Origin of the sequence: Bradyrhizobium sp. AUGA SZCCT0177 (assembly GCF_018130125.1) — a bacterium.
GTDB lineage: Bacteria > Pseudomonadota > Alphaproteobacteria > Rhizobiales > Xanthobacteraceae > Bradyrhizobium.
Genome location: NZ_JAFCMA010000009.1, coordinates 33,751 through 46,162, shown reverse-complemented (window position 1 = coordinate 46,162; position 12,412 = coordinate 33,751). Strand labels below are relative to the sequence as shown.

The window sequence follows — 12,412 nt, the reverse complement described above, 5'->3', positions numbered from 1 at the left end:
CGACCGGCGGCCATGCGTCGGGTTGATCCGGAGCGAGACGACATCAGAACTGACCGGGCGGGAGTTTGAAGACGTCGGGGCTCTTGGTGTCGGCCACATAGAATAGCAGCAGGCCGGTGGGGGTCAGGATCCGCTGGTTGTTCTCCTTGGTCTCGAACGTTCCCTGCAGCAGCAGGATCACCGATCGATCCTTGGCATCGCTGCCGCGAAACATCAGGACGCCGCCGGCGACGGGCGTGTTGACGGCGATGGTATCGGGCTTGAAGCCTTCGCCCAGGAAGTGCGCGCGGAGAATGTTGGCATTCGAGAACAGCTTCTCCGGCGTCATCGCCGGATCCGTCCCTTTCGACCAGACCGTGCCGACCTGAATGAGCGTCTTCGACTTGTAGCCGAACACGTAGGATACTTCGGCGATCCCGCCGCTCGGCAGCAGGTCCGGAACGGCCAGCAATACGCTGCGGGTCAGTTCGGCCGGATTGTCCTGCGACTTGATCGCATCCGGCTTGACGCCGAAATCCTTGGTGATCGCCGCGCGGACATCCGCCTCGTTCATGCCGAATTTCGAAGAACGGAATCCATCGATCGCTTTGGCGGCTTTTTCATCGGCCGCCGCCACTGCTGGTACCGTCGCCTCGGCTTGGGTTGCTGGCCTTGGCGCCGGCACTGCCTTCTGCTTGGGCGTGCCCTGTGGATACGCCGGGCCGGCTACGACAGATGCGATACCGCAAAATGCCAGGAACAACGAAATCTTGCGCATTTAAAAACCTTCCGAAACACTAGACATAAATTTTAGGCAATGCCGCAATTCGGTAACCGGAAATTAGCAATTAGCCTCTTTACCCAGCAACAATACCGCGTTCCCCACACCGAACATAGCGGCGATGGGAGAATGAGCACCGATGGCTAATTTCGGCGCGGATGCGTGGTAGGCCCGACACGAGTGCGCACTGATGTGGCATGCTGCGCACTTGCGACGGTCGAGCCAAATGCCATCAGAGAATTTTGGAATAGTGATACAAATCAGCTGCTTATAGCGACAGCGCCGCAAGCGGATTTCAATGCTTGGGAATGTTCGGCCCGGCGGCGTTCAGGCAGACCTCTCGATCGTTAATGTCGGTGGCGGCGAGATTTCGAACGGCGTCGATTCTCATTCGGCGCACGATCAGATCACCTCATTTCTCACGCGGCGCACACTCGCGCGGCATCGAAAAATCGGGATTCGCCAACTCAAAAACCCAGCAGACGGCGGCGCCCCAGTTGCAGAATGCGAAGAAGCCGCGCTTGGCGCGCGGCTTCCGGATCTGGCTGCGTGATGTGCGCCGACTTCCCTTAGTTCGGCAGGAAGTGGTTGTTATTCAGCGTGCCCGTGTAGTTCTGCAGGCTGATGTCCATATCGGCTGTCCCGTCACCATTGGCGTCGATCTGGAGCAAGTCGTTATCCGGACCGAAGTTCTGCAGGCGCGCCGAAGCCTGGTTACCGCCAACAAAAGCCCCGCTGTCGACATACTCGATGTGGCCACCCGAAACGCTGATACCCGAGAAGTTGAAGGTGTCGTCGTTGGCATCGAAGTTATAGACCGTGTCACCCGCGCCCGCGGCCGAATCCGCCGTGCTGGTGAAGCGGACATTGTCATCACCAGCGCTGGCCGTGACCCAATCGGCGCCCCCGCCCGCGGTGATCGTCGTGTTGCCCGACGTGTTGCCGATGATAATCTCGTCGAAAGTCGAGCTGCCGTTGATGTTTTCGGCGTTGAGTACCGTCATGCTGAAGATGTTTGTATTGAACGTCACGGTATCGGTGCCACCGCCAAGATCGATCGTGCCGCCTACTGCGCCTGTGATAGTCAACGTATCATTCGACGCACTACCGTTGACGAAGTTGACGCCAAACAAGTTGCCCAACGTATTGTTGCCGGCGGCGAGGTTCAACGTATTGCTGCCGTCGCCCAGGTGAACATTGAGGCCCACACGGTGTTGAGAAGCGTCAGCGTATCGTCGCTCGGTGTGCCACCGAAGTCGCTGCCGTTCAGGTTCTCAATACCGATGGCGCTAAGTGAATTGATGCCGTTGGCAAGGGATACCGTGTCGCTCCCGTCACCGAGGTCGACGGCAAGGCCGGTGAGGTCGGAAGTTCCGGGAAGTGTCGAAACCTCCGCAGCAGTAAACCCTGAGAGGTCTGCAGCCACTCCATCAACTTCAGGACGTTTGCTGCACGCATCGGCGACGAAGCGCTGACCAGGGATTCTGGCGGCCATGACGGCGCGCAGCTCCACGCGGACCGATTGCTGCTGCGACACATCCGGCTTTCGTCTTTGCTTGTTGAAGAATATAGATAATTTCAGACACGGAAGAACCGGATAGACTCTCCCCGCCCATCAATTTGGAATAGCCCGTTGAACGCTCCTCGCTGCATCGCTTTTGTCGCCCTGCTCGCTTCCACCGCGCCGTTTTTCGCAGGCCCCGCCGTCGCCCAGAGCGCGATGGCGGCGGCTGTCGCCAAGCCGGTGTCGCTGCCGGACATCGCGATCGGATCGCCGAAGGCGCCGGTGACCATCACCGAATACGCGTCGATGAGCTGCTCGCATTGCGCCGCCTTCGGCGAGAACGTCTTTCCGATGCTACGCTCCAAATATATCGACACCGGCAAGGTCCGCTTCGTGTTCCGCGAGTTCCCGCTCGATGTCGCGGCTGCGGCGGCCTCGATGCTGGCGCGCTGCATCGCCAGGAACGATTCGGAAAAATATTTCGGCGTCATCGAGACCTTGTTCAAGCTGCAGGGCCGACTGATCGCGCAGACCAAGGAAACGCTGAACTTCGTCGGCAAGCTGAACGGGATGAGCGAACAGGACGTGACGACTTGCGAGAGGGATCAGGCGATGCTCGACAAGCTCGCGGCGGATCAGAAATACGCCCATGAAACGCTCAAGGTCGATTCAACGCCGACCTTCTTCCTCAACGGTGAGCGGCTGAAAGGCTCGATGTCGTTCGAGGAACTCGAAGAGCGGATCAAGCCGCTGCTGAAGAAATAACGACTGCGCCGCTCCACACCTCCCCCTTGTTCTGCGGCGCGCCGTCGTTGATGATGGCGTCAACAAACATAAAATCCGGGGGGCGTCATGGCGGCCGTTCTGCAAATCTTGCTCGCTGCCGCGCTGCTGCTGGGGGCCGTCCCGACAGCCTCGGCACAGGGCTATCCGAACCGCCCGGTGCGCGTGGTTGTCGGGTTTCCCGCCGGCGGCCCGACCGACGTGATCGCGCGGATGGTGTCGCGAAAGCTCTCCGATGCGCTCGGTCAGCAATTCTTTGTGGAGAATATCGGCGGCGCCGGCGGCAACACCGCGTCCGGCCAGGTCGCCCGCGCGACCCCCGATGGTTACACTCTCATGGTCGTCAGCACCGGCTTTGTGGTCAATCCCAGCCTCTACGCCAAGGTGCCGTACGACGCGGTCAAGGATTTCGCGCCGGTGACGCTGGTCGCGGTTTCCCCGAACGTGGTGGTGGTCAACCCGTCGGTGCCGGCCAAGTCGCTTCCGGAATTGGTGCAGCTGATCCGTGACAATCCCGGCAAGTACGGTTTTGCCGGCCCCGGCGTCGGTTCGACGCCGCATCTGGGAGGCGAGCTGTTTCGGCTGGCGTTCAGCCTCGACCTGGTGCACGTGCCGTTTACCGGCGCAGCGCCTGCGATCCAGTCAACCGTCGGCGGGCACACGCCGATCGCTTTCACCGCGCTGCCGCCCGCCCTTTCGGCGGTGCAGGCCGGCCAATTGCGCGCGCTCGGCGTTGCCGCAAGCGAGCGCGCGACCCAGTTGCCCGACGTGCCGACCTTTGCCGAACAAGGTATCAAGGATCACGAGGCCGACACCATAACAGGCGTCCTTGCGCCGGCGGGAACGCCGAAAGAGATCGTCGACCTGCTCTATCGCGAAATTGCCAAGGCAGTCGGGCAGGCAGACGTGAAGGAGCGCCTGACCGCGCTCGGATTCAAGCCGGTCGCGAACCGGCCGGAGGAGTTCGGCGCCCGCATCAAGCTGGAAATGGAAAAATGGGGCAAAGTGGTACGTGACGCGAAGCTCAGGATAGAGTGACGCGCCACTTCATTCTGGCGGTTCCTGCGCGACATTCATGAACGTCAGGCCGATCCGGTTCTTCTTGATCCAGGCGACCCGGCACTCATGGACGATCGAGGAATCCTTCGCCATCACGAGGCGAAATTGCTGCGGAACGAATGCTGGGTTCTCGACGTCGATCGCCGCACCCTCGAGCGAAATATTCCTCACCACGCAACGCATCACGGAGCCGCCCGATGAGACATAGGCGGGCTCCTCGATCTCGGTCCGCGGATATTTTCGCTTTTCTTCCATACGTTCCGGCCGTGGATATCGCTCGACCTATCTAACTAGCCGCGAAACCTTAAGCAAATGGCGTGTGTGCACCGCAATGCGATCGGCGACGATGGACCGCGACTTTCCGATTTGTGTGGAGCGGCAGGATGCTCACTCCATCGCTTCTGCGCAGATGTGCTCCGCGTTTTCATGAGCTTGTCGGGCGCGACGGCCCGGCGATACCCTTTTTACATAGGCGGTGCGCAGGCGCGGCGTCCGTCCGGACATAAACAGGCGCCAAGGGGAACGCCATGTTCGAGATCCTCGATCGCCGGACGACGCTGACCGGCAACCAGATCAGATCGACAAGGAACTGGCCGACGGGCTGAATATGTCGGCGGCGAGAGTCCGGCAGGCATAACCTTGAATACAAGGCGTCGATGGAGGCTTGGATAATTTGATCGCGACTGCTGCCGACCTTGCCGGTGACCGGACGATCATCGCCCGTGCCGAGGCTGTTCGTCCCGATGTGGCGGCCGCCGGAAACGACATTGAGAATAAGCGCCGGCTGCCGCCGGCGTTGCTCGACAGGCTGCACGACGCGCAGCTGTTTCGTCTGCTGCTGCCGCGCTCGACCGACGGGATCGAAACCGATCCCGTCACCTTCTTCCATGTCATTGAAACCATCGCCAAGGCAGACGCGTCCACGGCCTGGTGCCTCAGCCAGGCCGGCGGCTGTGCGATGTCGGCGGCCTATCTCGATCTACCGGTGGCGCGCGCGATCTTCGGGGATCCGCGCGCGGTGCTGGCCTGGGGTCCCGGGCCCAAGGTCCGCGCGATCGAATGCGAGGGCGGTTACCGGGTCACGGGCGTGTGGGCCTTTGCCTCCGGTGGTCGGCACGCGACCTGGCTCGGCGCGCATTGTCCGATCTTTGCGGCCGACGGCACTCCCAGATTGGAAGCCAACGGTATGCCGCTGGAGCGTACCATGCTGGTGCGAACCGAGGACGTCGAATGGACCGACATTTGGAACACGGTCGGCCTGCGCGGCACCGCCAGCGACCAGTTCGCGCTGAATGACTTCTTCGTCAGGTCCGACCATTCCATCACCCGTGAATTCGACCGGGAATGCCGCGAAGGCGGCCCGCTCTATCGCATGGGGGCCGGCACTTGCTACCAGGTCGGTTTTGCCGCCGTCGCCTGCGGCATCGCCCGAAGCACGCTCGATGATTTCGTCGAGGTGGCGCGCAACAAGGTGCCGCGTGGCGCCAAAGGCATCTTGCGCGACAACGCCGTGGTCCAGACCGGCCTCGCCCAGGCCGAGGTCAATCTGCGCGCGGCACGCGGCTTCGTGCTGCAGTCGATGGCCGAAATCTGGAAGGACCTCGTCGCCGGCGCCAGCATCACCGTCGCGCAGCGCATCACCGTCCGCATGGCCGCCACCAACGCCATCCACAAGGCACGCGAGGCGGTCGACTTCGCCTACAACGCGGCGGGAGCCACCGCAATCTTCGAAGGCCACCCGCTGGAGCGCCGCTTTCGCGACATCCACACCGTGACCCAGCAGCTGCAAGGCCAGATCAGACATTTTGAAACCGTCGGCGCCTGGATGATGGGCGTCGATGTCGATCTCACCTTTGTCTAAGGAGAACAAACCATGGGACTTGGCGGATTACAGCACTACACCATCGAACCTTCCGATCTCGAACGCACCAAGGATTTCTACTGCGACGTGCTTGGACTGGAGAACGGCGACCGTCCGCCGCTCGGTTTCCCCGGCTACTGGCTCTACTCCGGCGGCACCGCCACCGTGCACCTGATGGGTACGCGTCAGCCACGCGAGGGCATTGTGGTGCGCGGCACCGAGAAAAAATACGAGGACACCGGGCGGCTTGACCACATTGCCTTTGCCGCGACTGACGTCGACGGCGTACGCAAGCGCCTGCAGGCCAAAGGGGTAAAATTCCGGGAGAGCATCGTGCCGCGAACCGGTGATACGCAATTCTTCCTCTACGATCCCGACGGCGTCGGTGTGGAGCTGAACTTCCCGAAGGCGTAACCGGCCACCGCCGCGAGCAACGTTCGACTATTCGGCCAGCCCCGGCGCTGGCCGAACTTGTTTTAATTCCGGCTTTTTGATTTCGGCTTTGCGTTAGCGGTTCCCGACAAGGCCGCAAGTCAGCCATCAGTCGGGCGCGATCCCGTCAGGGTTTCTTCATCATTGCGTGGCGATTGGAACCCGCCGCGCCGCTGCGGCAGGATAGCCGGGTGCCTCGCCTTTCACCTACCCCAGGGCATGCGTGCCCGGCTATTCGCCCACGGGGCATACCCCTTTGTCGTGCGGAAGCCCGCTCCGGACTTGATCCGGGGCGGATGACGTTCTCATGCCAACGCGTCAGGGATCGCGCGCGCTAATCCAGCCCGCGCTCGTGGCTCAGATTGACCATTTCCTGGACGAAGATCTTTCTCTGCTTCTCGTCCAGGCTTGCGAATAAGGGCTCGGCGGCATCGGCCACGTTGCGCTGGTCCACCGCGCGGTCATTGAGAAACTGGGCCTCGTTCCGCATCTGCTCGATGATGTCGTCGGGCGGATCGCGTTTGGCGCGCGCAATACGCAGATTGAGGCGATCGGCGCCATTATGGCCGAGATAGTGCATCGCACTGTTGAAGCCGGACCAGTTCTTCTCCTGCTCGGGCGTCAGATTCAATTGCTTCTTGATGCGCTCGATATTGGCGTCGCTGTTGGCGACGATCTGTTCGGCCGTGATTTGCGGCGCGCCGGTCTGGGTTAGTACCTGCGGCTGCTTCGCCGCCGTCTTTGTCCCCTTGGCCGCCTTGCCGGATTTGGCGGCATCGCCCTGTTTGGCATCTTTCGCCGGGGCCGCTTGCTGTTGTTGTTGCTGTTGCTGCTGTTGTGCGCCGCCCGTAAGGACGCCGGTCACACCGGTCACGACCCCAACCACACCGCCGATAGCGCCGCCAAGCACGCCGCCGACCGGTCCGGCCGCCTTGTTCCCCTCGCGGGCGCCCTTTTGGACCCCCTCAACCACCTGTGCCTCCACCGTGAGCGACGCGCTAAACAGCATAAGGGCGGCCACCCCAAGGGCTGCGCACAGTCTGAGCCGCGCGCGCAGCTTCGATGTCGGGCTGGTCATTTTCTGGTCTCCATGGTCGATCGTGAGTTTCCGGCGTGGTGGTGCGGGGCCAAGGACCGCGGCCGAATCCGATTTTATCGTTTTCGCGCCGCGCGAGTCTACCTGCCGCGCCCGGTCATCCAGGTGATGAAAACGGCGGCGTATCCCAAATTGGACACGCGGTAGGGGAACCTGTGGCGCTATTTCACATCCTCACCCCCTCCGCTGAGTTCGATATGTGCAACGCAATATTCCGCGCCATGAGTCAGCAATGAGCGGTAGACAACGGGCTAACGGTCGTCGCTGCCTTCGATCTGCACGCAACGTTAGTTCTAGGACAGCGCCTACGTGATTTCTCGACAGACGCTGGCAATTCTGCTCTGATCGTCAATAATGAAAAATCCGCGGCGCCCGAACGGAGCCGAATAAAAAAGCAAAAACGGGAATTTCTTCACATCCGATTGGCCCATCCAGGGAGGAACGCCATGACACGGAAGAAGCTTACTCGACGCCAATTCATCGCTGCGACAGCGCTATCATCGGCTGCACTCGTGACCGCACCCTACGTGCGCGGCGCGCACGCCGCCGGCAAGCTATCGATCGGATTTTGGGACCATTGGGTACCCGGCGCCAACAAGGCTTCTACCGATATTGTCAATGAGTGGGCCGAGAAGGAAAAGGTCGAGGTCACTATCGACTACATTCCGAGCCAGGGTAACAAGAACCTCCTGACGATCGCCGCCGAAGCCCAGGCGAAGGCGGGCCATGACATTCTGGCGATGCCGACCTGGTGGCCGCACGCCCAGGCGGAATTGCTCGAGCCGATGAATGATGTGGTCGAGGGGCTCATCAAGCAGAACGGCGAAGTCAACGGCACCGTCCAGTATCTCGGCAAGGCCGGCAACAAATGGCTGGGCGTTCCGGCCTGCGTCGGCAGCCAGATCAAGGGCCCCTGCTCGCGCATCGATCTGATGAAGCAGCACGCCGGCATCGACGTCCAGGCGATGTACCCGGCAGGTTCGGCGCCGAAAGCCGATGGCTGGACCACGGACACATTCCTGAAGGCGGCGGAGGCCTGTCACAAGGGCGGCGTTCCCTTCGGCATCGGTCTTGGCGAAACCAGCGATTCCGTCGATACCGTCGGGGCGTTCTTCCTGGCCTTCGGGGCAGAGGTCGTCGATGCCAAGGGCAACGTCGTCGTCAAGAACGACAACGTGCGGCAGGCGCTCGAATATTACAAAAAGCTGATGGCTTTCCTGCCGTCGGACGCGCCGTCATGGGACGACGGCTCCAACAACAGGTGGCTGGTCTCGGGCAGAGGCGCCCTGATCATGAACCCGCCGAGCGCGTGGGCCGTCGCCAGGCGCGATGCGCCGCAGATCGCGGAGCAATGCTGGACCCACGGCTTCCCGGTCGGTCCGAAGGGCCGCTTCGCGCCGTTCCTGCCCTACTTCTGGAGCGTCTGGAGCTTCTCCAAGAACAAGGAGGCGGCAAAGAGCGTGCTGACGCGTCTGTCGCAGCCGGATGCGGTCGAGAAAATGGTGGCGGCGAGCGGCGGCTACGACCTGCCGGCCTTCGAGAAACTGACGACCCTGAAGACATGGGCCGAGGAAGGTCCGCCGAAGGGCACGCTCTACCACTATCCGAATCCGCACAAGCACCAGCTGCTTTCGATCTCGGCGTCGCCCGCGCCGCCTAAGGTCGCCCAGCAGATCTACACCCAGGCGACGCTCACCAAGATGTGCGTGCGCTTCTACCGGGGCGAGCCCATGGAGAAGACGCTGGCCTGGGCGGAAGGCGAACTCGAAGGCTTCATGCGTAGCTGAGGCGATTTCGTCGCCGCGGCCCGTCGGATCTTGGTTGGATCTTGGCCGTGGCGGCGTGCATCCGCCTGCCGACACGATGGGAGCCGGCGCGGCGCCGGCTTCTCGACGAGGAAACCACCCTTCTCTGAATGAAACTCGCGAGGAAGATGCATCATGGCTGATGTCGCGATCGAGCGTAACGCCGCTCCGCGAACGGTGCGCAAGCGCGCCAGTTTACGAACCGCCCTGAAGCGCAAATCGACCGCGGCCTTCCTGATGACGCTGCCGCTGATCCTGCTGATCTCGCTGCTGGTCATCTATCCCGCCTTCTACTCGCTGCATCTGGCCACCCTGAACAAGTCGATGCAGCGCTTCATCGGGCTCGGAAACTTCCAGTTCCTGTTCAAGCGGGAAACCTTCTGGCTGGTGGTCGAGCAATCCTGCATTTTCGCGATCACCGCCGTCTTCTTCAAGGCCTTGATCGGCTTCATCGTGGCCCACTTCGTCCACAACATTCCGGCCAAGGGGCAGCGCAAATGGCGCGGCATGCTGCTAGTGCCCTGGGTCATCCCACCGGCCATGAGCACGCTGGCGTGGCTGTGGCTGTTCGATCCGTCGTACAGCGCCTTCAACTATTTGTTGGCCGGCGTCGGCGTCGACCGGATTCCGTGGACCGGCGAGACCGGCTGGGCCCGATTCTCGGTTATCCTGGTGAATATCTGGTTCGGCGCCCCGTTCTTTATGATCATGTATCTGGCTTCGCTGAAGTCGGTGCCCGATCAGCTCTATGAGGCCGCGGCCATCGACGGCGCCAACTGGTGGCAGCGCATCTGGTACGTGACGCTGCCGATGATGCGCAACATCATCGCGATCACGACGCTGTTTTCGGTGATCGTCACCTTCGCCAATTTCGATATCGTGCGCATCCTGACCGCCGGCGGCCCGCTGGACCGTACCCATGTCTTCGCCACCTGGGCGTTCCGCATCGGTATCGAGGGCGGCGACATTCCGCTCGGCGCCAGCGTCTCGCTGTTCATGGTGCCGATACTCGCAATCGCGGCAGTCTTCATCCTGCGCGACATCAACAAACGCGGGAACGAATCCTGATGACCAGCACCGTCGTGATCGACAAGGCCGCCCCGACCCGCCCCGTCAAACTGCGCAGCATGAGCCGCGACCGCACCTGGGCGCTGCGATGGTCGTACTTCTTCCTCACATTGTTCGCGGTCTTTGCGCTGGTGCCTCCGCTCTACATGGTAATCACGTCGCTGAAGACCAGCGCCGAAATCTCCGCGGCGACGAACCCGTGGTGGGTTTACCATCCGACATTGTCGAACTACGTCGAGTTGCTGACATCGAACCAGTTCCTGACCTTCTTCCGCAACTCGGCGCTGGTCTCGATCTTCGTCGTGACCATCACCATGCTGATCAGCGTGCCCGCGGCTTTTGCGCTGGCACGGATGCGGTTCTGGGGCTCGGCAACGCTCGCGACCGGGGTTTTCCTGACTTACCTCATCCCGGAAACGCTGCTGTTTCTCCCGTTGTTCAAGATGTTCGTGGCGTTTGGCGACCTGACCGGGATCCAGCTGATCAACAAATGGTACGTGCTGCTGGTGATCTATCCGACGCTCACGGTGCCGTTCTGCACCTGGATCATGATCGGTTACTTCGCCTCCATCCCCAAGGAGCTCGACGAGGCCGCGATCATCGACGGCGCGTCCTGGTTCCAGACGCTGACGCGGATCTTCATTCCCGTCGCCCTGCCCGGCCTGATCGCCGCGACCATCTTCGCCTTCACGGTTTCCTGGGCGCAGTTTCTCTATCCGCTGGTTTTCACGACATCGACGGATCAACTGGTGCTGCCGGTCGGTATCGTCACGACCTTGATCAAGGGCGACGTGTTCGCGTGGGGCCAGATCATGACCGGCGCCCTGCTCGGCGCCGCGCCGCCGCTGATCATCTACGCGTTCCTGATGGACTATTACATTGCCGGCCTGACCGCCGGTGCGACAAAGGGTTGAACTCATGGCTGACGTGACGTTGCGCAAGGTTGTCAAGAAGTACGACGACGTCGAGGCGGTGCGTGGCATCGATCTCGATATCGCCGATCATGAGTTTGTCGTGCTGGTGGGCCCGTCGGGTTGCGGAAAATCGACCACGCTGCGGATGATCGCGGGGCTAGAGGACATCACTGACGGCGATATCATGATCGGAGGCGACGTCGTCAACGACGTGCCGCCAAAGGACCGCGACATCGCCATGGTGTTCCAGAACTACGCGCTCTACCCGCACATGACGGTCGCGGAAAACATGTCGTTCGGGCTGCGGCTGAAGCGCTATCCGAAGGCCGAGATCAAGACCCGGATCGACGAAGCCGCGCGCATGCTCGACATCGTCGAACTCGTCGACCGCAAGCCGAAGCAGCTGTCAGGCGGTCAGCGCCAGCGCGTCGCCATGGGCCGCGCCATCGTGCGTAACCCCAAGGTGTTCCTGTTCGATGAGCCGCTGTCCAACCTTGACGCCAAGCTCCGCGTCCAGATGCGGATCGAAATCAAGAAGGTGCATCAGAAGGTCCGCACCACCACGGTTTACGTTACCCACGACCAGGTCGAGGCGATGACGCTCGCCGACCGGGTCGTGGTGATGAACCATGGCCGCATCGAACAGATCGGAACACCGAACGAGCTCTATCACAATCCCGCCACCAAATTCGTCGCGAGCTTCATCGGCTCGCCGGCGATGAACTTCATTCCTTGCCGGCTCGAGGAATCCGGCGGCAAGCTGCACGCCCGGATCACCGACCGTCTCGCTTTTCCGCTGCCGCCGGCGCGCGCTGCCAGATACCAAAACGTGTCGCGGACCGACAAGCTGCTGCTGGGACTGCGGCCCGAGCACATCACGGAAGCCAGCCCGCATCCGGAAACCGGCGTCGAGAACTTCGATGCCACGCTCGACGTTACCGAGCCGATGGGAATGGAGACGCTGATCTACTTCGCGCTCGAGGGCACGCAGGTCTGCGGCCGGGTCAATCCCAACGCCGGCGCACAGGATGGCGCCCCGCTCCGATTGGCAGTGGACCTCAACAATATGCACCTGCTAAACGAGGTGAGCGGCGCCGTCATTTGACGGCGGAGACAACAGTCACCCAAGG

The 12,412-nt window shown here is 61.8% G+C and carries 13 protein-coding genes; 8 read left to right on the top strand and 5 right to left on the bottom strand.

Going from position 1 to position 12,412, the window contains the following annotated elements:
- Positions 1-43: 43 nt before the first annotated feature.
- From JQ597_RS12595 to JQ597_RS12585, 3 genes are all read right to left on the bottom strand, one after another.
- Positions 44-757: a hypothetical protein gene (locus JQ597_RS12595; RefSeq protein WP_212264509.1), complete on the bottom strand. Its 714-nt coding sequence runs from the start codon at positions 755-757 to the stop codon at positions 44-46.
- A gap of 572 nt (positions 758-1,329) precedes the next feature.
- Positions 1,330-1,929: a M10 family metallopeptidase C-terminal domain-containing protein gene (locus tag JQ597_RS12590; RefSeq protein ID WP_212264507.1), complete on the bottom strand. Its 600-nt coding sequence runs from the start codon at positions 1,927-1,929 to the stop codon at positions 1,330-1,332.
- On the bottom strand, positions 1,926-2,297 hold the full coding sequence (locus tag JQ597_RS12585) for a hypothetical protein (protein WP_212264505.1): 372 nt from the start codon (positions 2,295-2,297) through the stop codon (positions 1,926-1,928). Before JQ597_RS12585 ends, JQ597_RS12590 begins: the two co-directional genes overlap by 4 nt.
- A 96-nt stretch (positions 2,298-2,393) precedes the next feature.
- Between JQ597_RS12585 and JQ597_RS12580 the strand changes: the two genes are divergently transcribed.
- Positions 2,394-3,029, top strand: a complete 636-nt coding sequence (locus tag JQ597_RS12580; RefSeq protein ID WP_502754409.1) for a DsbA family protein — start codon at positions 2,394-2,396, stop codon at positions 3,027-3,029.
- A gap of 87 nt (positions 3,030-3,116) precedes the next feature.
- Positions 3,117-4,085, top strand: coding sequence for a Bug family tripartite tricarboxylate transporter substrate binding protein (locus tag JQ597_RS12575; RefSeq protein WP_212264504.1), 969 nt, complete (start codon positions 3,117-3,119; stop codon positions 4,083-4,085).
- 9 nt (positions 4,086-4,094) lie between these two features.
- Here JQ597_RS12575 and JQ597_RS12570 read toward each other — a convergent pair whose 3' ends face one another.
- The gene (locus JQ597_RS12570; protein WP_212264502.1) at positions 4,095-4,361 is read right to left on the bottom strand and encodes a PilZ domain-containing protein; all 267 of its coding nucleotides are present in this window, start codon (positions 4,359-4,361) and stop codon (positions 4,095-4,097) included.
- 409 nt (positions 4,362-4,770) lie between these two features.
- Here JQ597_RS12570 and JQ597_RS12565 point away from each other — a divergent pair, with 409 nt between their 5' ends.
- Both JQ597_RS12565 and JQ597_RS12560 read left to right on the top strand, forming a co-directional pair.
- Complete coding sequence (locus JQ597_RS12565) at positions 4,771-5,967, top strand: acyl-CoA dehydrogenase family protein (protein ID WP_212264501.1); 1,197 nt, start codon at positions 4,771-4,773, stop codon at positions 5,965-5,967.
- Positions 5,968-5,979: 12 nt separating this feature from the next.
- A complete protein-coding gene (locus JQ597_RS12560) occupies positions 5,980-6,381 on the top strand; it encodes a VOC family protein (protein WP_212264499.1) in 402 nt (133 codons plus the stop codon).
- Between the two features lie 352 nt (positions 6,382-6,733).
- Here JQ597_RS12560 and JQ597_RS12555 read toward each other — a convergent pair whose 3' ends face one another.
- The gene (locus JQ597_RS12555; protein ID WP_212264497.1) at positions 6,734-7,477 is read right to left on the bottom strand and encodes a Spy/CpxP family protein refolding chaperone; all 744 of its coding nucleotides are present in this window, start codon (positions 7,475-7,477) and stop codon (positions 6,734-6,736) included.
- A 464-nt stretch (positions 7,478-7,941) separates the two neighbouring features.
- On the opposite strand from JQ597_RS12555, the gene JQ597_RS12550 reads away from it, so the two are divergent.
- The 4 genes from JQ597_RS12550 to JQ597_RS12535 all read left to right on the top strand — a co-directional run bounded on the left by JQ597_RS12550 (position 7,942) and on the right by JQ597_RS12535 (position 12,387).
- A complete protein-coding gene (locus JQ597_RS12550) occupies positions 7,942-9,282 on the top strand; it encodes an ABC transporter substrate-binding protein (RefSeq protein ID WP_212264495.1) in 1,341 nt (446 codons plus the stop codon).
- 153 nt (positions 9,283-9,435) lie between these two features.
- On the top strand, positions 9,436-10,368 hold the full coding sequence (locus JQ597_RS12545; RefSeq protein WP_212264494.1) for a carbohydrate ABC transporter permease: 933 nt from the start codon (positions 9,436-9,438) through the stop codon (positions 10,366-10,368).
- Complete coding sequence (locus JQ597_RS12540) at positions 10,368-11,282, top strand: carbohydrate ABC transporter permease (protein WP_212031516.1); 915 nt, start codon at positions 10,368-10,370, stop codon at positions 11,280-11,282. The genes JQ597_RS12545 and JQ597_RS12540 overlap by 1 nt, the downstream gene beginning before the upstream one ends.
- Before the next feature lie 4 nt (positions 11,283-11,286).
- Entirely contained in the window at positions 11,287-12,387 is a 1,101-nt protein-coding gene (locus JQ597_RS12535; RefSeq protein WP_212264492.1) for an ABC transporter ATP-binding protein, read from the top strand.
- The last annotated feature ends 25 nt before the right edge of the window (positions 12,388-12,412 follow it).

Bases quoted from the DNA above. Each gene is read 5' to 3' on its own strand.
- JQ597_RS12540 (WP_212031516.1), top strand. From the start codon at position 10,368: ATGACCAGCACCGTCGTGATCGACAAGGCCGCCCCGACCCGCCCCGTC.
- JQ597_RS12595 (WP_212264509.1), bottom strand. From the start codon at position 757: ATGCGCAAGATTTCGTTGTTCCTGGCATTTTGCGGTATCGCATCTGTC.
- JQ597_RS12575 (WP_212264504.1), top strand. From the start codon at position 3,117: ATGGCGGCCGTTCTGCAAATCTTGCTCGCTGCCGCGCTGCTGCTGGGG.
- JQ597_RS12570 (WP_212264502.1), bottom strand. From the start codon at position 4,361: ATGGAAGAAAAGCGAAAATATCCGCGGACCGAGATCGAGGAGCCCGCC.
- JQ597_RS12535 (WP_212264492.1), top strand. From the start codon at position 11,287: ATGGCTGACGTGACGTTGCGCAAGGTTGTCAAGAAGTACGACGACGTC.
- JQ597_RS12560 (WP_212264499.1), top strand. From the start codon at position 5,980: ATGGGACTTGGCGGATTACAGCACTACACCATCGAACCTTCCGATCTC.
- JQ597_RS12550 (WP_212264495.1), top strand. From the start codon at position 7,942: ATGACACGGAAGAAGCTTACTCGACGCCAATTCATCGCTGCGACAGCG.
- JQ597_RS12555 (WP_212264497.1), bottom strand. From the start codon at position 7,477: ATGACCAGCCCGACATCGAAGCTGCGCGCGCGGCTCAGACTGTGCGCA.
- JQ597_RS12545 (WP_212264494.1), top strand. From the start codon at position 9,436: ATGGCTGATGTCGCGATCGAGCGTAACGCCGCTCCGCGAACGGTGCGC.